22 protein-coding genes, 1 tRNA gene and 1 pseudogene are annotated in these 19,799 nt (G+C 65.5%); 7 read left to right on the forward strand and 17 right to left on the reverse strand.

Annotated elements, in window-relative coordinates; all coding sequences use genetic code 11:
- The first annotated feature begins 55 nt into the window (after nucleotides 1-55).
- Nucleotides 56-676: a TetR/AcrR family transcriptional regulator gene (locus A5724_RS25555; RefSeq protein WP_082965269.1), complete on the forward strand. Its 621-nt coding sequence runs from the start codon at nucleotides 56-58 to the stop codon at nucleotides 674-676.
- Here the strand turns inward: A5724_RS25555 and A5724_RS25560 are convergent.
- The 4 genes from A5724_RS25560 to dcd all read right to left on the reverse strand — a co-directional run bounded on the left by A5724_RS25560 (nucleotide 654) and on the right by dcd (nucleotide 5,839).
- Nucleotides 654-1,994, reverse strand: coding sequence for a UDP-glucose/GDP-mannose dehydrogenase family protein (locus tag A5724_RS25560; protein ID WP_067808925.1), 1,341 nt, complete (start codon nucleotides 1,992-1,994; stop codon nucleotides 654-656). The two genes, A5724_RS25555 and A5724_RS25560, sit on opposite strands and share 23 nt — an antisense overlap.
- Before the next feature lie 90 nt (nucleotides 1,995-2,084).
- The gene (locus A5724_RS25565; RefSeq protein WP_067808927.1) at nucleotides 2,085-3,629 is read right to left on the reverse strand and encodes a hypothetical protein; all 1,545 of its coding nucleotides are present in this window, start codon (nucleotides 3,627-3,629) and stop codon (nucleotides 2,085-2,087) included.
- Nucleotides 3,630-3,844: 215 nt separating this feature from the next.
- Nucleotides 3,845-5,155 carry an ammonium transporter gene (locus A5724_RS25570; protein ID WP_067808929.1) on the reverse strand — a complete coding sequence of 437 codons (1,311 nt, stop codon included), beginning with the start codon at nucleotides 5,153-5,155 and terminating at the stop codon, nucleotides 3,845-3,847.
- Between the two features lie 111 nt (nucleotides 5,156-5,266).
- Nucleotides 5,267-5,839 (reverse strand): dCTP deaminase, encoded by a 573-nt coding sequence (gene dcd, locus A5724_RS25575; RefSeq protein WP_067808931.1) that lies wholly within the window; start codon nucleotides 5,837-5,839, stop codon nucleotides 5,267-5,269.
- A gap of 45 nt (nucleotides 5,840-5,884) precedes the next feature.
- On the opposite strand from dcd, the gene A5724_RS25580 reads away from it, so the two are divergent.
- Nucleotides 5,885-5,958, forward strand: a tRNA-Gly gene (locus tag A5724_RS25580).
- Nucleotides 5,959-6,150: 192 nt separating this feature from the next.
- Here the strand turns inward: A5724_RS25580 and A5724_RS25585 are convergent.
- Nucleotides 6,151-7,710 carry a sensor domain-containing protein gene (locus tag A5724_RS25585; RefSeq protein WP_067808933.1) on the reverse strand — a complete coding sequence of 520 codons (1,560 nt, stop codon included), beginning with the start codon at nucleotides 7,708-7,710 and terminating at the stop codon, nucleotides 6,151-6,153.
- An 834-nt stretch (nucleotides 7,711-8,544) separates the two neighbouring features.
- On the opposite strand from A5724_RS25585, the gene A5724_RS25590 reads away from it, so the two are divergent.
- The 3 genes from A5724_RS25590 to A5724_RS25600 are packed head-to-tail and all read left to right on the forward strand — an operon-like array spanning nucleotide 8,545 to nucleotide 11,447.
- Nucleotides 8,545-9,288, forward strand: a complete 744-nt coding sequence (locus A5724_RS25590) for an SDR family NAD(P)-dependent oxidoreductase (protein ID WP_067808936.1) — start codon at nucleotides 8,545-8,547, stop codon at nucleotides 9,286-9,288.
- Nucleotides 9,289-9,328: 40 nt separating this feature from the next.
- A complete protein-coding gene (locus A5724_RS25595) occupies nucleotides 9,329-10,195 on the forward strand; it encodes an ABC transporter substrate-binding protein (protein ID WP_067808941.1) in 867 nt (288 codons plus the stop codon).
- Between the two features lie 13 nt (nucleotides 10,196-10,208).
- Nucleotides 10,209-11,447: a thiolase family protein gene (locus A5724_RS25600; protein ID WP_067808944.1), complete on the forward strand. Its 1,239-nt coding sequence runs from the start codon at nucleotides 10,209-10,211 to the stop codon at nucleotides 11,445-11,447.
- On the opposite strand, the gene A5724_RS33360 is transcribed toward A5724_RS25600, so the two are convergent.
- The 4 genes from A5724_RS33360 to A5724_RS25615 all read right to left on the reverse strand — a co-directional run bounded on the left by A5724_RS33360 (nucleotide 11,444) and on the right by A5724_RS25615 (nucleotide 13,959).
- On the reverse strand, nucleotides 11,444-11,599 hold the full coding sequence (locus A5724_RS33360) for an SDR family oxidoreductase (RefSeq protein ID WP_082965270.1): 156 nt from the start codon (nucleotides 11,597-11,599) through the stop codon (nucleotides 11,444-11,446). The two genes, A5724_RS25600 and A5724_RS33360, sit on opposite strands and share 4 nt — an antisense overlap.
- Before the next feature lie 21 nt (nucleotides 11,600-11,620).
- Nucleotides 11,621-12,568, reverse strand: coding sequence for an aldo/keto reductase (locus tag A5724_RS25605; protein WP_067808946.1), 948 nt, complete (start codon nucleotides 12,566-12,568; stop codon nucleotides 11,621-11,623).
- Between the two features lie 4 nt (nucleotides 12,569-12,572).
- A complete protein-coding gene (locus A5724_RS25610; protein WP_232004978.1) occupies nucleotides 12,573-13,295 on the reverse strand; it encodes a cysteine hydrolase family protein in 723 nt (240 codons plus the stop codon).
- Nucleotides 13,296-13,365: 70 nt separating this feature from the next.
- Nucleotides 13,366-13,959 carry a TetR/AcrR family transcriptional regulator gene (locus A5724_RS25615; protein WP_067808950.1) on the reverse strand — a complete coding sequence of 198 codons (594 nt, stop codon included), beginning with the start codon at nucleotides 13,957-13,959 and terminating at the stop codon, nucleotides 13,366-13,368.
- Nucleotides 13,960-14,118: 159 nt separating this feature from the next.
- Here A5724_RS25615 and A5724_RS25620 point away from each other — a divergent pair, with 159 nt between their 5' ends.
- The gene (locus A5724_RS25620) at nucleotides 14,119-14,490 is read left to right on the forward strand and encodes an RNA-binding S4 domain-containing protein (protein ID WP_067808952.1); all 372 of its coding nucleotides are present in this window, start codon (nucleotides 14,119-14,121) and stop codon (nucleotides 14,488-14,490) included.
- Here A5724_RS25620 and A5724_RS25625 read toward each other — a convergent pair.
- Nucleotides 14,475-15,149, reverse strand: a complete 675-nt coding sequence (locus A5724_RS25625) for a DUF899 family protein (RefSeq protein WP_067808954.1) — start codon at nucleotides 15,147-15,149, stop codon at nucleotides 14,475-14,477. The two genes, A5724_RS25620 and A5724_RS25625, sit on opposite strands and share 16 nt — an antisense overlap.
- Before the next feature lie 79 nt (nucleotides 15,150-15,228).
- Here A5724_RS25625 and A5724_RS25630 point away from each other — a divergent pair, with 79 nt between their 5' ends.
- The gene (locus A5724_RS25630) at nucleotides 15,229-15,999 is read left to right on the forward strand and encodes an SDR family NAD(P)-dependent oxidoreductase (protein ID WP_232004979.1); all 771 of its coding nucleotides are present in this window, start codon (nucleotides 15,229-15,231) and stop codon (nucleotides 15,997-15,999) included.
- A 37-nt stretch (nucleotides 16,000-16,036) separates the two neighbouring features.
- Here the strand turns inward: A5724_RS25630 and A5724_RS33950 are convergent, their stop codons facing one another.
- From A5724_RS33950 to A5724_RS33955, 7 genes and pseudogenes are all read right to left on the reverse strand, one after another.
- Entirely contained in the window at nucleotides 16,037-16,204 is a 168-nt protein-coding gene (locus tag A5724_RS33950) for a hypothetical protein (protein WP_156752454.1), read from the reverse strand.
- Nucleotides 16,197-16,410 (reverse strand): annotated as a pseudogene (locus tag A5724_RS35235) (cellulose synthase); the annotation flags it as partial. The gene A5724_RS33950 and the pseudogene A5724_RS35235, both read right to left, overlap by 8 nt.
- A 7-nt stretch (nucleotides 16,411-16,417) precedes the next feature.
- Entirely contained in the window at nucleotides 16,418-17,002 is a 585-nt protein-coding gene (locus A5724_RS25635) for a zeta toxin family protein (RefSeq protein WP_067808959.1), read from the reverse strand.
- Nucleotides 17,003-17,030: 28 nt separating this feature from the next.
- A complete protein-coding gene (locus tag A5724_RS25640; protein ID WP_067808961.1) occupies nucleotides 17,031-17,417 on the reverse strand; it encodes a hypothetical protein in 387 nt (128 codons plus the stop codon).
- Nucleotides 17,418-17,543: 126 nt separating this feature from the next.
- The gene (locus A5724_RS25645; RefSeq protein ID WP_067808963.1) at nucleotides 17,544-17,792 is read right to left on the reverse strand and encodes a hypothetical protein; all 249 of its coding nucleotides are present in this window, start codon (nucleotides 17,790-17,792) and stop codon (nucleotides 17,544-17,546) included.
- Between the two features lie 351 nt (nucleotides 17,793-18,143).
- Nucleotides 18,144-18,743 carry a hypothetical protein gene (locus A5724_RS25650; protein ID WP_067808965.1) on the reverse strand — a complete coding sequence of 200 codons (600 nt, stop codon included), beginning with the start codon at nucleotides 18,741-18,743 and terminating at the stop codon, nucleotides 18,144-18,146.
- Nucleotides 18,740-19,639, reverse strand: coding sequence for a hypothetical protein (locus tag A5724_RS33955; RefSeq protein WP_067808968.1), 900 nt, complete (start codon nucleotides 19,637-19,639; stop codon nucleotides 18,740-18,742). Before A5724_RS33955 ends, A5724_RS25650 begins: the two co-directional genes overlap by 4 nt.
- Nucleotides 19,640-19,799 lie beyond the last annotated feature (160 nt).

The following is a 19,799-nucleotide window of genomic DNA, read 5'->3' on the forward strand; positions in this document are numbered from 1 at the left end:
TCAACCGAATTGTGGTTCGGTTATGTTCTGTGAGCTTACCGAACTACAATTCGGTATGGCAAGGACGCGGATTCCGGCGGCGCAGCGACGGGCCCGCATCCTCGATGCGGCGGTCGAGACCTTCGCCGAGCACGGTTTCGCCGAGGCGAAGATGCAGGACATCGCCGCCCGCGCCGGCGTGGTGCCGTCGGTGCTCTACGACCATTTCGGCTCCAAACGCGAACTGCACATCACGCTGCTCGAGCAGCACGCCGAGCAGATCAGGAACCGCTCGCTGCGACACGTCGAAGGCGCGTCGGCGCAGGAGTTGGTCCGGGCGAGCATCGAAAGCTACTTCGAATCCGTCGAGCAAGACCCGTTCATGTGGCGGTTCCTGCACCGCGATCCGCCCGCCGATCCGGAGGTGGCCGCGGTCTGTCAGGAGATCGCCGACCGCGGCACCGCGGCCATCGCCGAGTTGATCCGGTTCGGGGCCGCAGACGCCAAGTCGGTGAAGGGCATCACCGTCGACGACGCGGCCTGGATCCTGGCCCGCGCCACGCAGTCGGCGTGCGGAGGGGTGGCCACCTGGTGGTACGAGAACCGCGACGTGCCTCGCGAGCGGGTCGTCGAACTCGTCTACATGCTGCTGTGGCAGGGCTTCGACGGCATGCTCAAACAGGCGTCGGCAGGCTGACGCTCCTGCCGAGGCAGTAAATTCGCCAGCCCGCGTTGGTCCACTGCTGCGCGTCGAGGCAATTGCGGCCGTCCACAACGACTTTCGCGCGCACGGTGTCGGCCAACGTGGCGGGGTCGAGTTCGACGAACTCGCGCCACTCGGTGAGCACCAGCACGGCGTCGGCGCGGTCGGCGGCCTCCACCAACGACGTCGAGTAGTTCAGCGTCGGGAACAACCGCTGCGAATTCTCGATCGCCTTGGGGTCGTAGACGTTGACCGTGGCCCCGTTGAGTTGCAACATGCCCGCGACATTGAGCGCGGGCGAGTCACGCACGTCGTCGGACTCCGGCTTGAAGGCGGCGCCGAGCACCGCGATGTTGGCGCCCAGCAGCGACCCGCCGCAGGCCCTGGTCGCCAACTCCACCATCCGGGTGCGCCGGCGCATGTTGATGCTGTCGACCTCGCGCAGAAACGTCAGCGCATGGTTGGCGCCCAGTTCACCGGCGCGGGCCATGAACGCGCGAATGTCTTTGGGCAGGCAGCCGCCACCGAATCCAAGGCCGGCGTTGAGGAATCGACGCCCGATCCGCGGGTCGTAGCCCAACGCGTCGGCGAGCAGGGTGACATCGGCGTCGACGGCTTCGCACACCTCGGAAATCGCGTTGATGAACGAGATCTTCGTCGCGAGAAACGCGTTGGCCGACACCTTGACCAGTTCGGCGGTCTGCAGGTCGGTGACCAGCAGCGGCGTACCGTCGGCTAGCAGCGGCGAGTACAGTTCGCGGATCGCTGCCTCGGCGTGTGTCGAATCGCGTTGCACGCCAAGCACGATGCGGTCGGGATGCAGCGTGTCGTAGACGGCATAGCCCTCGCGCAGGAACTCGGGGTTCCACGCGATCTCGACGTCGACGCCGCTCGGCGTCAAGCTGCGCGCGCGCTCGGAGAGGTCGGCGGCGGTGCCAACGGGCACCGTCGACTTGCCGACGATCACCGCGGATCTGCGCAGCCGCGGCACCAGCGAGTCGATGACGGCGTGCACGTGGCGCAGATCGGCGCCGTATTCGCCCTTCTTCTGCGGTGTTCCGACGCCGAGGAAATGCACGTCGGCGAAGTCCGCCGCCGCGTCGTAATCGGTGGTGAACCGCAGCCGTCCCGCAGCAATGTTGTCGCTCAACACCTTTCGCAGACCGGGCTCGTAGAACGGGATGTCGCCGGAGGACAGCTTGGCGACCTTGCCTGCGTCGATGTCCACACCGATCACGTCGTGGCCGAGTTCGGCCATGCCGGCGGCGTGTGTCGCGCCGAGATAGCCCGTGCCGAATACGGTGCATCGCATACTGCTTCTATATGCAGCCGCGATGAGCTAACCGCTACGTGACACCAAGCGTCAGACCAACGCTGGGTTACAAGTGGTGTTCGACGCCCGTCAGCCGCGGCAGAAGATCAAAAAGCAGCTGGGCCCACGGCCGCCGTGACCGCCGGAGCCGGGGTATCCGCCGCCGGGGTAGTTACCACCACCGGTGCCGGGGTAATTGCCCCCGCCTCCGGAGCCTGGATAGTCGCCTCCGCCGTGACCGGGTGACTGCGGATAGTCCGGCGGATCCTGGGGCTCGTCGTGCTGCCACGGCGGGCTCCACGGCGGTTTGGGCCGTGGGTAGTACGCCGGCGGCGGCAGGTACGGATTGTAGATGGGCGGGTTGTACACCGGCGGCGGGATGTACGGAATCGGCGCGGGCGCCACTGGCGGCGGCGCGGGTGGCGGCGCCTCGGGAGCGGGCGGTGGTGCGGCCGGTGCGGGTGCGGGCGGCGGCGCCTGCGGGGCGGGCGCCTGCTCGACGAACACCTGACGCGGCGCCTGCTTTGGCGCGGGCGCCTCCTGCACGGCGACCGGCACCGGCGGCTTGATGGTCTCGGCCGCGGGCGGGGGCGCAGGCGGCGCGACGGGCTGTTGTGCCTCCTGCACCGGGGCCGGTGCGGCGGGCGGGGCCACCTTGGTGGGCGCGATCGCGTTCGGCCCGGGGTCGGGCCGCTGGTCGACCGTCGGCCGGATACTCACGGCCAGCGAAATGACAAGTGCTACAACGCCGATCACGAAGATCGAGGTCAGCGCGCTGCCGACGAGCAGGAACGGTTTACGTCCCTCATCGGGAGCTACTTCCTCGAGGTCGGTCCGCGCGTCGGCATCGAGGGGAGCCATCTGGGTCTCGGCCGCGGCGAGCGCGGCATAGGCATTGCCAGCGGTGGTGCCGTCGGGGTCTTGCGAGTAGGCAAGGCCGACGGTGGAGGCTTCGAGTGCGGGCGCGTGCGCCGAGGCCAGCGCCGCACCGCGGGCCAACGCGACATCGGCGTCGTCGGGCGCGCTGACGGGCAGGCTGACGAGGTTCTCGAGATGCGCTTTCACGGCGCTGACGTCGACGCCGGAGCCGACGACGAACATGCCTTGCGGAGGCGAGTCCTGCGCGTCGACGGCGGCGGCCATGTCCGCGAGCACGGCCATCGCGTCACCGCTGTGCAGCGAGCGACTCAACACCTTGACGATCGAACCGTCGTCGGTCTGCACCACCGACAGCGTCGCGGTGTCGCGATCGATGAACAGCAGCGCGGTGGTGGCGTATCCGACGGCGCGTCCCACCGCTTGGGCGAGGGCGCCTGCGGCGTGGCCGTCGGAGACCAACATCACGTCGTCGATGCCGCGGGCGGCCAGTGTGTCGCGCAGTGTGGACGCCTCGGCGTGGTCGCTCCACGTGACGCCGATCGACTTGAGATGATGACCGCCCGCGGCGGCGCTCTCCTTGGTGCCGAGGATGGCCTCGACGACTTGTTCTGCCGCGCTGGCAGACGTTGCTGAGCCGTCGACAGCGGCCACGTCGAACGCGTCGTGATCGACGATCGCGCCGTCCGCCTTCTCGCCCTCAACCAGCACCATGCGGACCGTCGTAGGTGTCATCGACACACCTAATACGATGTCCACTGACCCTCCAAAAGTGTTTGCTACGCTATCTAGATTTCCGTTCAGGTCTCATCAAATACGAGCCGACGACCCGATGATTCATCGTCGCAACCAGCCTGGCCGTTACATCCCGCGGCGTTAGCTGAGAAGCGGTCGCCTGCGCCGGTAATAAAACCCTACTCGGGTCAACGACAACGGGCGTCGGGCCGTTCAAATTCCTCGGCGGAACAGTGGTGTCAGCCTTCTTCGGCGGTCTCGGGCCGCGGCCCGGGAATCCCGAAGTCGCCGAAGGTGGTCGGCCGCCGAGAGGGCTGGTATCCGTGCACCGCTTCGGCGTACGCCGTCTCGGCGTGCTGGGTGAAGTCGACGCCGGTGGTCTCGTCCTCGGCGCTGATCCGGAAGCCCATCACCCGGTCGATGATCTTGCCGAGCAGATACGACACGCCGAATGCATAGGCGCCGACGACCACCGCGGCGAGCGCCTGCTTCCCGAGCTGGCCGAGGCCGCCACCGTAGAACAGGCCGTGCGCGCCGCCGGTCATCACTGGCGTGGCCAGCAGTCCGATCAGCAGCACACCGACCACACCGCCGACGAAGTGCACACCCACGACGTCGAGCGAATCGTCGTAGTTGAAGCGAAACTTCGCGCCCACCGCGAACGAGCAGACGATGCCCGCGGCGATGCCAACCACCGCGGCGCCGAGAGTGTTCACCGTGCCGCAGGACGGGGTGATGGCGACCAGGCCGGCGATCACGCCGGAGGCGGCGCCGAATGTGGTGGGCCTGCCGTCGCGGATCTGTTCGACGACGATCCAGCCCAACATGCCGAGGCATCCTGCGACAAGGGTGTTGAGGAAGACCGCGGACGCCATGCCGTTGGCGGCCAGCGCGGACCCTGCGTTGAAGCCGAACCAACCGAACCACAGCAGGCCGCAGCCGAGCAGCACGAAGGGCAGGTTGTGCGGGCGCATGGCGTCCTTCTTGAAGCCGATGCGGGGGCCGAGGACGAGCGCCAGCGCCAACGCCGACATGCCGGAGACGATCTCGACGACCAGACCGCCCGCGTAGTCCAGCGCGCCGAATTCGAACAGCCAGCCGCCGGGGGCCCACACCCAATGCGCGACGACGGCGTACACCGCGACGGTCCACAGCGGGACGAACACCATCCAGGCGGCGAACTTGGCGCGGTCGGCGATGGCGCCGCTGACCAGTGCGGCGGTGACGATCGCGAAGCCTAATTGGAAGGTGGCGAACAGCAATTCGGGCACGTGACCGTGCAGCGTGTCCGGGTTGATGCCGAGCATCCCGATGTGTTTGAGGCCGCCGATGAAGCCGCCCGCGTCGTCGGAGAACGCCAAGCTGTAGCCGACCAGCAACCACGCCACGGTCACCAGCGGGATCGAGATGAAGCTCATCATGATCATGTTGAGCACGCCGGTGGTGCGGACCATGCCGCCGTAGAAGATGGCCAGGCCCGGCGTCATCAGCAGGACGAGTGCGGTGCTGGCGAGCAGCCACGCGGTGGCGGCAGGGTCGATGGCGTCCATTCGGGCTCCTTTGCACGGTTCGCCCGAGGATGTCGGTTCCGCGTTTCAGTGACGCGGCAGATCTGTTACCGGCATGTTTCGTGTTTCGGCGGAGTTACCGAAAGCTCACGGTCAACTGGACTTGATGAAGTTCACATACGACCGCGACGGGGTCGGACCGCGCTGGCCCTGGTACTTCGAGCCGGCCTTGGCGCTGCCGTAGGGATGCTCGGCGGGGCTGGTCAGCCGCAGCAGACACAGCTGGCCGATCTTCATGCCCGGCCACAGCGTGATCGGCAGGTTCGCGACATTCGACAACTCGAGAGTGATGTGGCCGGAAAAGCCGGGGTCGATGAAGCCCGCGGTCGAGTGGGTCAGCAGGCCGAGGCGGCCCAAGGACGACTTGCCTTCGAGCCGGCCCGCGAGGTCGACGGGCAACGTGCAGCGTTCCAGCGTGGAGCCGAGCACGAACTCGCCGGGATGGAGCACGAACGGCTCACCCTCCTTCGGCTCGACCAGCGACGTCAGGTCGTCCTGACGGGTCGACGGGTCGATGTGGGTGTAGCGGGTGTTGTTGAAGACGCGGAACAGGTTGTCCAGTCGGACGTCGACGCTCGACGGCTGAACGAGGCCTTCCTCGAACGGGTCGATGCCCAGCCGTCCCGCGGCGATTTCGGCACGGATGTCACGATCGGAGAGAAGCACCAGGCGAGCGTAGCCGCCCAGATGTTAGCCTTCGTGGTCGAACATGCCGATGTAGTTCAATGGCAGAACATCAGCTTCCCAAGCTGAATACGCGGGTTCGATTCCCGTCATCGGCTCCACATTCACCGCGCCGAACTGTGTTCAAGCTTGTGCGGCTGCTCGTGTGCCAGCGAGCACACCGCGTTCGCTGCCGATGGTGTACTGCGGATGCCGTGACGGCAACCCTGGGGTCACCGCGCGGTAGATCACTCATCGCCTCTGCTTCGACCACCTCAGTCGACGCCTGAGCTCGCGCCGACCGCTGGGAAGGTCTAGTAGTCGGTGGGAACGCGTCCGCGCACGGCGTAGGCGACGGCGACCGCGCGCGACGGGTCTGCGGCCCCGCACAGATCCACCGCAACCACGATGTTGGACTTGGCGGCCAAAGCTTGGACGCAGTCTGCAGACGCCGACGACGGCGCCGAATCAGGCACCGACAAAATCCCTTCCTGCAATCCGCGAATGCCAAGCGTACGGGGCTGATCCTCACCATGCCGGTTCACCACGGCTGACTTGCCCGTGCAGTAACCCCAATGTTCTTGGGTGCGTGCCATGAAATCCGATGCCTCGGCGGGGTTGGTGAATCTCATGGCCCGTTGCCGCAGCCAAACGCGGCCGGAGCCAACGTCATCGATGAATTGCCGTTCCCGCGCTGCCGGGGCAGCGGCGGGATACGGCGGCAGCGCGGCCGGGATCCCCGACGGATCGCTTTCGGAGGCACAGCTTTTCGGCGATGTGGAATTGTGTGCGCCAGGCGCGGCGTCGATGTAGGTATCGGGCCCGGTGGCGTTCAGATCACTCACACCGACAATTGCCTGTGCGGCCTCGGGGTCGAGCAGAATACGTTCGAGGTCAGTCTGGTCGAAAACACGTACCACTTCGGGGCATTGCCAGTACGGGTCGATGCTGGGTCCCTTTGCAACGGGGGTCGAATTCACGACTCCGGTGATGCGGTGCGTCGCATCGGGCACCACCGTGATCGCGTACCCGTGATCCCTCGACCACCTGGCTGGCACCAGCACATAGTGGCCGCCGTGCGCTTCTAGGACACGTAGGCATTGGTAGCGGTAGACCGGTGGTGCCGGCGGTCCCTGCGAGGGCAGCACCGTTGTCTTCACCAGGTTGCTTGGCATGTCGAGTATCTCGGTGGTGTCGAGTTGGACTGCGGTGTAGTCACCGTCGGCGGCCCATAGCTGGTCTGAGGCATACGCGCCGTGGCCCTTGCCTTGTTCGACGGCGTACAGATCGGTGACCCAGAACAGCGCGACCACTAAACCTGTCGCCGCCAAGACGAGCAGTGTCCGCTCGGCGAGCTTGGGCAGCCGGCTCAAGCCGGTGTGGGTCAGAGTCCAATAGCCGGTGGCCAGTAGTGTGATTCCGGCGGCGATCGTCACTGCCATCTGCATCTGGGTCGGGTTGTCGACTATCCAATTGATCAGGTTGTAATCGGACGCCAGCCAGACGACGGCAACGGTCACGCCTACTGCGCCGAGGGTTGCCAGCGACCACGCAATGGTGCGCAACAAGGTGATTCGACGCCCCGATGCCACCCAGTGGCGGACGGCCACCATGAGCACCACCAGCGCTGCGAGCACGATCAACACGCGCAGTGCCGCGAAGAAGAAGAGCCCGATGGTGGTGACTGCGTAGTCGGCCGACGTGTAGCCCAGCGTGGACGGATCGACACCGAAAAACTGCAGTTTGCTTCGGATGAAGAGCAGACCAAAGAAGTAGCAGAGACCAGTGATCAGTGATGTCGGTGCGACGATGAGCGCCGCAAGGCTCAGCCACCGCTCCGCGGACTGGGTCAGCGACTTCGCCCCGTCGCTCACGCCGGCGGCGCCTGCGTGGTGGGCGGAACCGACGTGAGTATCGGCAGACCGTCCGTCGTCGGGGTTGTGATTGTCGTGGTCGGCAAAGTTGTGGTCGTCTCCGGGACAGTAAGTGTTGTCGTCACCGATGTGGTGGTTGTGGTGTACCCATCTGGGTCCTCAGTGATTGTCGGGTTTGAATGGGTTGTGGGCGGTCCTGACTTGGTAGGCGTGTTCGACGGCAAAGTCGCGCTCCCGCTCGTGGGCGGCGGTGGCGTCGTCTCGGTGTGGTCGCCCTGTCCGCCACAGGCCACCGCTAGAAATGCCGATGCAGCAATCGCCGTGAGTCCGGCAATGCGCCCCATCATTCTCGTTCCGAGGTTCATTTCACCTCCTACCAGTGGCTTTACGATGATGGCAAAATCGTTGAGGTCGTGCGTACGTATCCGACTACTCGAATCGCAGAGCCGTGCCAAAATCGGTCACGAACCACTCTCGACCAGTAAACGACCCGTCGATTCTGCGGCGCCCCAGAGCTTCCAGAGCTCCATGTCGACGTAGAGTGCCGGGCTTGTTCAGCACAGCCCATCGCTGCTTGCGAGCCTGTTCCGCATCGAGCAAAGCAAAAGTCTCAAAGGGTCAGGGGGCTCACATGGTGTTTCAGTGTCGTTGCCCTGCAATGACTTTGACATGTCGATCTTCGGCCGGGAACCCCGCAGAGGGCGGGACAGATGCGAGGCTGGATCCCATCTGCTGCCAGTAGACGCGCACAGCATCCACCCAGGTTTCTCATACCCACGGTCGCGATCACGAAAGTTGCTGACATCGCAGGGCAAATGGCGGCAAGATCAGCTGATGACTCGTGTCGCCTTGATCACCGGAGCCAGTCGTGGAATCGGCGCGGCGGCCGCGTCGGTTCTCGCAGAGCGCGGATTCCGGGTCGTCGTAAATTACCGGGCAAGTGCGGAGCAAGCGGACGAGGTGGTCCAGCGGGTGACGGCCGCCGGCGGCGAGGCGGTGGCGATTCGTGCCGACGTCACCGAGGGCGACGAGGTCGCGGCAATGGTCGGGGAAACCGTAGACCGGTGGGGACGGGTCGACGTCGTCGTCCACAACGCCCTGATTCCCTTCGATGTCACGTCGTTCGCGGACCTGACCTGGCAGCAACTCGGCGGCAAGCTCGATCGGGAGATGCACGCGGCATATCTGATCACCAAAGCCGTTGTGCCAGGAATGATCCAGCGCGAGTACGGCCGGCTTGTATATCTCAGCACAGGACTGTCTCGCCGCCCGCGGGCGGGAATGATTGCGCTGGGCACCGCCAAGGCGGCGTTGGATCAATTCGTTCGCTACATCGCGCTCGAACTCGCTCCCCACGGGATCACCGCGAACCTCGTCGCACCTGCCACCGTCGACGAAACGAAGGTGACCGGACAGCTGACGCCCGACAAGGTGCAGCATCTCGGCGCCACCAACCCAATGGGACGTCTGGTCCGCGCTGACGAGGTGGCCAGAACGGTGGCGTTCCTCGCTAGCGAAGACTCTGGCTTCACCACAGGTCACTACCTGCCGGTCAACGGCGGTCTGTCGATGGACTGAGCGTCGCCGCGCCCAATCACGTCGAAGGAAGGATCTGGCGATGCACACCATCGACCTTGCCTATGTCGGACGCGGCATCCACGAGGAACTGATCGCCCACGTCGCCGACCAGGAGGGCTTTTTCGCGGACGAAGGTATTCACGTCGCCATCCATGACGGGACCGGCTGGAGCGAAGAACGGCTGCGTTCGTACGTGACCATCGGACTGGGACGAGCCACGCTATCGCGATTGACCGACCGCACCCCGTGGCGTGTGCACTGCGTCAATACGCACCAACCACTCTTCTGGTTTCTCGGCAACGGCGACACCACGTCGATGGCCGATCTGCGCGGACGTCGGCTCGCTGTGCACGCGGCCCACACGGCACCCGGCTGCTTCGCCCGAATAGTGCTGCGCCGCAATGGTCTTGATCCTGACCGTGATTTGGAGTGTGTGTCCCGGCACCCAGGTGACTATCAGATGGATCTGCGGCGTCTGCGCGACGGGTCCATCGTCGCGGCCTACGTGGGCAGCACCCTCGGGCCGGAACAGGTTGCCGCCGAGGAGGGCTTCAATGTGCTGGCCTGGGTCGGCGACCATTTCCAGATCCCCACGGTCGGCATCGCCGCAGACGCCACCCGATTTCCGGCCGAGGACACAGCGTTGCAGGCACTTGTGCGCGCCAATCGACGAGCCTTGGCGGCAATCGCGAGCCGAACCGATATGGCGGTCGACTACATCGCATCCTTCTTGAACCGGATGACACGCGATGAAGTGCAGGCCTACTACACGCGCTACATCGGTCCGTACTTCACCGCGGACGGTCGGGTCGATCTCGATATCGCCCGGGCGGCGATCGATGTCGTTGCGACAGAACTCGGCGTGCCATCCGCTGATGCTGAAGAGATCTATCAGCCCGCCCTGTGAGCGAGGAGAGGACATGACCGACGCGTTCATCCTGGGAGGCATCCGCACGCCGTTCGGGCGCTACGGCGGTTCCCTTTCGCATCTGCGGGCCGACGATCTGCTTGGCATGACCATGCGCGGTGCCTGCGATCACCTGGGCATCCCGCTCGACCATATCGAGGACATCGTCGCCGGATGCGTCAATCCGGCGCATGAGGGACTGGGCGACATCGCCCGGTGGGCGGCACTGGCGGCGGGCTTCCCCGACAGTGTTCCCGGCGCGACCATCAACCGGTTCTGCGGATCGTCGGTGAGCGCCACGGTCAACATCAGTCACGCGATCATGGTGGGCGATCTGAACATCGGCATCGCTGCGGGCGTGGAGTCGATGTCGCGCTCCGGGTGGGCCTGGATGAAGGGCGACGCACCCTTCGCGCCTCGCGGACCTCTGTTCCTTCTCGACACGATGTGGGCAGGCGCCGGCGGACCGCCGAACCCCACGTTGGTGGCCAGCAACGCCTACATCTCGATGATCGAGACCGCACAGAACGTGGCGGATCGCTACCGCCTGAGCCGCGAGGAGATCGATGCATTCGCTTTGCGGTCGCAACAGCGGGCCGCGGCGGCGCGCGACTCCGGCCGGCTGGCCAAGGAGATCATGCCAGTGACGATCGCGGCGACGAAGAGGAGTGGCGAAAGGCTGTTCGAGCACGACGAATTCATCCGTGACGACACCACAGCCGAACGCCTGGCGGCGCTGCCCGCCCAGTCGGGCACCACGCAGATGACTGCGGGCAATTCGTCGCCGCTCACCGACGGCGCCAGCGCGATCGTGATCGCGTCGGGGAAGAAGGCCGCCGAACTCGGCATCACTCCGATGGCCAGAGTGGTCTCTTCTGCCGTCTACGCCCTCGACCCGCTGATCATGGGACTCGGTCCTGCGTATGCAATGCCGTTGGCGCTCAAGCGCGCTGGGCTGACCCCGGAGCAGATCGACGTGTGGGAAGTGCACGAGGCCTTCAGTGCGCAGACACTGGGGGTGCTGCGCGAACTCTCCAACCAACTCGATGGTTTCGGCATCCCCGACGACAAACTATCCCCGAACGGCGGAGCCGTTGCCACCGGACATCCGTTCGGCGCCTCGGGCACCCGCTACGTGCTGACGCTCGCCACCGAACTGCGTGAGCGCAACGCGCGGTACGGGATCCTCGGAGTATGCATCGGCTCCGGCCAGGGCATCGCGTTGGTCATCGAGAACACCCAGGTCCGCTAGAACAATCCCCGACGGGCGCCGCCGTCCAACGCCAGTGTCGCACCGTGCAGCGCGGCCGCCTCAGGGGCGAGCAGAGCCACGATTGCCCAGGCGACCTCGTCGGCGGTCGCCATCCGTCCCAATGGCGAGTGCGACCGGTATTCGTCGAGCACGTCCGGGACACCGGACCCGGCTCAGATGTCCTTCGGCACTTCACTGAAGCCCGGTTCCCCGCCGTCCACCACTGAGTTGAACCGGACGCGCGTGTGCAGTCGCTCGCTTATCTCCCGGACGGCGCTAGCGGGAAGGGCCGTGACACCGAAATTCTCCCGGATCCGGCGTGGCGTCACCGAGGACGTCAACACAGCGGTGCCGCGCTGAATGCCCCAGGCCAGAAGTATCTGTGCGGGAGTGCTTTTGAAGCGCTTGGCCATGTCCACGATGAGCGGGTCGTCGAGTACGCGCGGCTGCAATGCATGTCCGAGCGGCGCGAATGCCAACAGCACCATGCCTTCGCTGGTGCAGTAGTCGTGCAAATCCCACTGCGGGTGATAGGGGTGCGATTCCACCTCGACGACCGCGGGCTTGATCCGTGCGCTTGCGACGATCCGCTGGGTTCCCTCGACATCGATGTCCGACAGACCGATCGCCCGAGTGAGTCCCTCGTCGACGAGTGCCTCCATCGCCGCCCACGTCTCCTCGAGAGTGACGCCGTCGTCGTACACCACGTTTCCAGACGCGTCCCGCGGATCCTGGTCGTCGCCCGGCGCGAACGCGAAGGGAGTGTGCATCAGGTAGAGGTCGGCGTACTCGAGACCGAGCTTTGTCAAGCTGGCCTGTAGCGCGGGCCTGACACGTTCGGGGCGGTGGTTGTTGTTCCAGAGCTTCGTGGTGATGAACAGGTTGTCGCGGCGGACGGTTCCGTCGGCGAACACCTCCTTCAGAGCGAGTCCGACCTCCTCTTCATTTCGATACCGCTCTGCACAGTCGAGATGTCGAAAGCCCTCTGCCACAGCGGCTTTGGTCGCGTCTCTTGTGGCGCTGCGGTCCGACAGCAGTGTCCCGAAGCCGAGAGCGGGAAGAGACCCACCGCCGTGGTTCAGGGCGAATCTGCGCTGTCGCGGATCCTCGATCGATGTCATGTCTTCAGACTCCTTGTTGTTGTTCTTCGGTCAGGTGGGCAACGGCTTGCGCGGTCGTCCATACCGCGCTGGCGAGGAACCGGTAGTTCACCAGTGCCGCGAGGTACCCGTCGCCCTCGGGGAGACGTGGGCCCGCCGTGGCGTCCTTGACCACGGCTACCTCGAAACCTTGTTCCACGAGCTCGCGCATGTGGCCCTCGACACACAAATTGGCCGCCATCCCGGCCAGGATCACCTGGCTGATATTGCGCTTGCGGAGTTGCAGCACAAGGTCATTCGATTCCGGACCCACGATCTTGTGCGGAGAGGTGATCACCGTTTGCCCGTCGAGAATGTGGTGCTTGTATTCGGCCAGGAAGTCGGCACCGGATCCGGCGAACCCGTCTGTCGTGTACGCACTTTGGCGGGCGAACATGTCGACCGAACTCATGAATTGCTCGAGCGGATCGCCGAATGCCCACTGCCTGTCGGACGGATAAAAGTAGTGCGGCGACACCGCGACGGTGATGCCCGCCGCCTTGGCAGCGTCGAACAATTCGCCGATGTGCGCCACGGTGTCGTTCTCGCGAACGCTGTCGCCGAACACCGGCCAGGAGACACCGTTGGGGCTCAGGAAGTCGATCTGCGGATCGGTGACGACGAGTGCGGCCCGCGCGACGTCGAGTTGGAATCCGGTCGCCGGCAGCGCAGCGTCCTTCGGTTCGGGATGGATCGGGGTAATGGTCACGATTTCGAATATAGATGACCAGTCGTCTATAAATCAACTGAGAGGCGTTCCGTGCCGCTGAGCAGGGCGATCAATGCAGCAAGGCGGGCACGACGACGGTTTCGAACCGGTCGTATGGAGCGCGGTCGCGGGTGACCTTCCCCCGCAAAGCGGCGCCTTCCCACGCCTCGATGAGAAGAGATGCGAGGTCTTCGGCATCGAGATCGGTCCTGATGCCGTCGGCGCCCGCTTGGCCTGCACGCACGCACGCGGCCAACGCGCCATCCCAGCGGGCGAGAATGCGCACGATTTCGTCCCGAATCGCGTCGCTCGACCCGCCGAGTTCCAGCGATAGCTTGCCGACCAGGCAGCCCAGCAGAAAGTCGCCGGCTTCGTGCTCGTCGGCCAGCGCATTGAAGAACCGCGTGATCCGCTCGGAGGCCGATCCATCGGCCTCGAGGATCGGAATCATCAGCCGCGCTTCGATATCGGACCAGTAGTACTCGAGTATCGCTGCCGCGAAGGCCTCCTTGCTGGGGAAATACGCATAGAAGGAACCCTTCGGCACGCCTGCCGCATCGGTGATGTCCTTGACGCCGCTCGCTGCGAAGCCGCGGGCATGGACGAGTGCGAGCCCCGCCTCGAGTAGGCGGCGGCGTACATCGGGATTGGCCGGCCGCGGCATACGTCCAATAATAGCCGACCGGTCGTTTATTGCTTCTTCTTCAGGGCACCAGCACCATCCCGGTTACCGGACACTGCACGAGCCGGTGAGTCTTGATCTGCAGCACCGACCCGCCACTCGAGGATGCTTCGCCATGGTCACGCGTCCACAATGAAAGCCATGGAAGCGACCCGCGTCGACAAATGGTTGTGGGCAGTCCGGCTGACCAAGACCCGGCCCGACCCCCCCCCCGCCTGCCGCGGCGGCCACGTCCGGGTCAACGATCGACCCGCCAAGCCCGCCACCACGGTGTCACCCGGCGACACCGTGCACGCCCGCATCGGCGACCGGACCCGCATCGTCGAAGTGACGCGCGTGATCCACAAGCGGGTCGGCGCCGTCGACGCCGTCACGTGCTACCTCGACCGCTCGCCCGCGCCACCGTCGACGCCGTATGTGCCTGTCGCCGTTCGTGATCGCGGCGCCGGGCGGCCGACCAAACGCGACCGCAGGCTCCTCGACAAGTGGCGGGCCGGCTACCGCCGACCGTAAGCCTTCGCGATGTCCGGCGAGTCGAGCCACCCAGAGTACGTGGGCCGCGACGGCCAGCCTTCCGGCGAATCCTGCCACTCCTCCTGACGCCCGAACGGCAGGATGTCGATCAGCCCGAACGAGTGGCTCAGCTGTTCGGTGCCACGGCCATTCGTATGCCACGTCCGGTAGACCGTGTCGCCGTCACGCAGGAACACATTGACCCCGAAGCCACCGCCTGGCGGCGCGTCGATATCTGCGCCGAACGAACTCCCGGACGACGAGTACCACTCCATCTTGTTGCCGACCTTGTCCCGGTATGCCAGCGCCTCGTCGATCGGCCCGTTGGTGACGATCACGAACCGCGCGTCGTAGTTGTCCAAAAACTCCAGCCGGGTGAACTGCGACGTGAAGCCGGTGCAGCCACCGCACTGCCACTCCGCGCCGTCCTCCCACATGTGGTTGTAAACAATCAGCTGCGAACGGCCCTTGAACACGTCGACCAGCCGAACCGGGCCCTCCTCGCCGATCAGCGTGTACTCACCCATCTCCACCATCGGCAGCCGCCGCCGCTGCGCGGCGATGGCATCCAACTCCCGCGTGGCCGCCTTCTCCCGTCGCCGCAACTCTTCGAGTTCCTTACGCCAGGTCTCCTGGTCTACCACCGGTGGTTTAGCCATGGCACTCTCCTTCCGAACACCGTTGTCCGTATAGACATGATGCGCACGCGAAACTCATCGCCAGGGAAGGATCGACACGGTGGCCGGACTGCTCGAGAACAAGGTTGTCATCGTCGCCGGCCTCGGCGGCATCGGCAACGGCCTGGCGCGCCGCTACGCCGAGGAAGGCGCGCTGCTCGTGATCGGCGACCTCGACGCCGACCTCACCGCGCGGGTGGCCGCCGAGATCGACCCGTCCGGTGCGCGAGTCAAAAGTGTGCCGCTCGACGGCGCCGACGAAGACTCGGTCAAAGCGATCGTCGACCTCGCCGTCAACACGTTCGGCCGCCTCGACGGCATGCACGTCAACTTCACCAACGCCGCCGACGCCTATGAGCCCGGCGGCGTCGTCGAACTGCCGCTCGACGCGTTCGACGAAGTCATGCGCGTCAACACCCGCGGGTTCGTCATCTGCGCCAAGCACGCGATCCCGCCGATGATCGACGCCGGCGCCGGGTCGATCGTGTTCACCGCATCCATCGACGCCTACAACGGCGCGGGCACCCGGGTGTCGTACGCGATGAGCAAGGCCGCCGAGCTCGCGCTGATGCGCCACATCGCGCGCCGCTACGGCCCCAAGGGCATCCGCGCCAATGCCATTGCGCCAGGCCTGATTTGGCACTACAAGTTCGACGAGCAATGGATGCCAGACGGCATCATCGAGCAGACCCGGGCACGTCAGATGATCAAGTCCCGCTTCGGGAAACCCGACGACGTGGCCGCATTGGGTGCGCTGCTGCTCTCCGACGACGGCAGCTTCATCACCGCCCAGACCATCAGCGTCGACGGCGGAGTCACCTTCCGCCCGTGACTACCTCAGTCGCAGCATCAGCGTCCACCGATTCCCGTCACCGTCGCCCCTGCTCGGCCAATTCGTCGAGCAGTGTCACCGCGGACAGGTCGACGGCCGCGGGATGGCCATCGTCACACAGCGTCACGGTGGCTGAATCGGAGTTGAGGAAGGGGCTTACCACGACGACGCCTGAAGTTGCTGTGCGCGTTGAGAACTCATTCATCACTTTCCTCCGCTTCGTGCCCGCGGTAGCGCACCGCTTGGAACACCACACTCAGAATGATCGTGTCGAAGATGACCCAGAACAGATTCACTCCGACTCCCAGCACGGAGACGCACCGAAATACAACTGCACGATCCCGATGATCGACGCGACCACCAACAGCACCATTGCGCCATCTGCCACTTCACCAGCCCCCACGGAATCGAGGCGCTGTCAGCTGGTTAGCGGCCAGCGCGTGGTCAGCGGCTGCGGCGCCCAGCCCGGCCAGTCCGGGGCGCCGACGATGAAGCCTTCCGCCATCTGCGCGACGATCCGCGGGCCGGTGAGAGCGCTGTTGTCGTACACCGTCGCCTGCTCGCAGCGCGAGATCGCCTCGGCGACCAGCGGCCACAGCCGGTGATAGCGCTGCCGGATCTTGTCCTGCGCCACCGGGTGTCCCCCTGCGCGCACCCGGTAGGCCACGCGCGCCACCGCCAGCTCCTCGGGGATCAGCAGCACATGCAGCACCACGGTGTAGCCCGCGGCGTGTGCCGCGTCGATCAACTCGAGCTTCGACGGATGGGAGAACACCGTCTCGGCGATGAACGAGCGGCCCGCTCGAATGAGCGTCTCGCGCGTCTCGGCGGCGATGACCGCCGCTTCATAGGCGTGTGCCGACGGCTCCTTGGGCCAGCGGTCCTTGGCAATCTCGTCGGCGTTGACGAACACGCTGCCCTTGAGCAGCGGCGCCAGGGTGAGCTCGACGAAAGTGGACTTACCGGCGCCGTTGGGCCCGGCGATGAGGTCGAGCCGGTTCACCGGCAGGCGGCGTCGTCTGTCGCCGGCGTCACCGACCGCTCACCACGACCGAGGTGCCGTCGGGGCGGTGTTCGACGAGCTCGCCGGCGTCGTTGAGCGCGACGGTGGTGACGCCGCGTCCAGCCAGGATGCCGCCGTAGTTCGCGCCGGCCAGCTTCTCCTCGATCGCCGCGGAGATCTCCGCGTTGAACACCACGCCCTCCTCGTGGGAAAGCTCAGTCAGCTCCAGCTCACCGGCCAGTGCCGCCTCGACCCGGCGGCGCGCAGCGCTGTGCCGGCTGGACACCGCGCGTCCGACCCGCGCCCAGTGGTCGAGCTGCTGTTTGGCTGAGCGGCTCTGGCGCGCGCCTTCGGCCGCCGCCGCATCCATCAGGTCAGCGGCGAATCGGGTCACCCGGTCAGCGGTTTCCGCCATGACACCCTCCTGCGTGTAGCATTCTGCAACTAAGTGTAGCAGTCTGCTACAGAGGAGGTCATTCGGCATTTCGTCGGTGCGATTACTGCGGAAGGGGCTGTTCGCGACCGGCCTAACGACGCCGGATCACGCCAACACCAGGTCATCGCTGTCGACGAACACCAGGGTGTCATCGCCCAAGCGAACTGCCCAGCGCCGCGCCGCATTCACAATGTGATGAACGCCGATGTCAACGCTGTGACCCGCCGAGTCGCCGAAGTCCTCGACCACCACACCAAGTCGCTCCTGCTCACTGCCTGGATACACCCGCACGGATGCGCCGACGGTGACCTCATCACGTTCGTCGCGCTTGTCGCCCGGCTGATCGTCGGTCATCGACCGATCGTACGAAGCGACGCGGAATCGACGCAGCCGATCGCGGCTGATTGCTCGCAGCAGCTCTACCAGAATTCGACGTTACCGTTGCCCACCGTGTGCCACTTGATAGCGGTAGGGAAGTCCTCACCAGTTCGCACTGGACCGCACGGGACCGACTGGGGCACAACAGGATTCACAACTCGGGGATAGCTACTCGGGACCGGAATCCGTCTCACAATTCAAGTTTTGACATCGGAATGCCTAGCGAACCTTGGCCACTAGCGGTCCGGTTCCGATTGACCCTCACCCACCGCATCGGGTCGGTGTGGCCAATTCGCAGGGACGCGAGCAGTTTTATGGCGGATTGAGTCAGTTTCGCACGTCCCGGCGGTCGCCGCGCAAGGTGAGTTCCGCGGTGATCGGGAAAGTCATTGTCCTATGGCCGATCTGCAGATCGTCAATCATCACCGACCCGTCGGCTTTGGCGTTCCCGGACCGAATCGCAACGACGCGCCCGTCGCGCGCGACCGCCACCACATCGCACAGCTGGGCCGCCATGGCCATCTCGACGGCCAGCGTCATCACCCGCACATGGTCCATTTCGATATCCACACTGTGGTCGTGTCGCGTGGTAACGGTGTGTTTGGCCAGCGAAACAATCTGATCGACCCCAGGTTGCCTGCGCGATTTCTGCAACGCCTCGGTGACCGTGGCGTGCTTTCGCCAAGCAGCGATGACGAGTTCGACGAGCGTCTCGCTGAGGACCATGCGCAGTTTTGTCTCGATCTCCTCGAGCAGGACCCGGCGGGCCACGTCGGTCAGCGTACGCAGCGGCCGTGCCCCGTTGGCGCCGGTTGACTTCGGTTGCCGCATGACATTTTCGAGTCGTAGCCGGGTCTCAGTCGAGGTCGGCAACAGCCATTCGGCGACCGGTGTGTGCGCGGCGGTGGGCGTATCCGTGTGTGTCATGAGCGGTTCTCCTCGATCGTTGAATGCCGCTGGCCGTTTGTCGCCACAACGCTGAAGGCGTGGTCGCGCAGGCGTTCGTCGTCACGATGTATGTCGGCGGTCGGCGCTTGGGCTGGCCGCGTTGTCACTGTGACGTGCTCGCGGAGCCAGTCGGGGCCGCGACGTCGCTTCGTGTGCCAGAACAGACCGGCCCCCAACAGGACCGCCAGGGTGAGAAGGACCCCCACTGTCACCCAGGGAACGGCGTCAACTGCCGATCCACAGGACGCCACACTGGCCGCGGGCTGCACGAACACCGCGACCCTGGGAAGGACAAAGGTCGGCAGCGGGGACGTCGTGGTGGGCGTGGTCTCCGTCGGCGTGGTCTCGGTCGGCGTGGTCTCCGTCGGCGTGGTCTCGGTCGGCGTGGTCTCCGTCGGCGTGGTCTCCGTCGGCGTGGTCTCGGTCGGCGGCGTTTCGGTGGTCAGAGTCGTCGTGGTGGTGGGTGACTCTCGGAACGGGGTCTGGTACGTCCACGTATCGGTGGGATAAACCGTCGGCGCCCATGTCGACGTCGCCGGCGTCGACTCGGTGGACTGCACCACGTGCTCAGCCGGTAGACACTCGTCGCTGGCCGTCGCCGGGTCCGCGTGTGCACGGGCCATGACCGTGGCGCCCACCACCAAGGGCAACGACATCGCCGTCATCCATACCAGCGCGACCGCTACTGCGCGACGTCTGGCGCCAACGCGCACCGCGCTCCCCCGCCGCCGAGGCGCAATAGCCGGAATCGTGCCCAGCACGTCGGTGGTGGTCGGCACATGCTCGTCGACCGAACGTCTGCGGCCTCTGGCGCCGATTTGGTGGCGCCCGTCGCTGTCCGCACCGAGCACCGCAAGGCCGTCAACCGCTGACATCTTCGCCCCCGCCGCTGCAACTCCCCTTCTGAAAGAAGCATCAACCTGCACGGGTGCGCCGGCGCGAGTAGACAGCTACTCGATTTCGGCAAAGACCTGTTCCGCCCTTCCCCCGGGCTTCGCCGTTGAACGCAGCGACTGCCCGGCGTCAAGCTGGCCG

The organism is Mycobacterium sp. ACS1612 (assembly GCF_001667505.1).
Taxonomy (GTDB): Bacteria; Actinomycetota; Actinomycetes; order Mycobacteriales; family Mycobacteriaceae; genus Mycobacterium.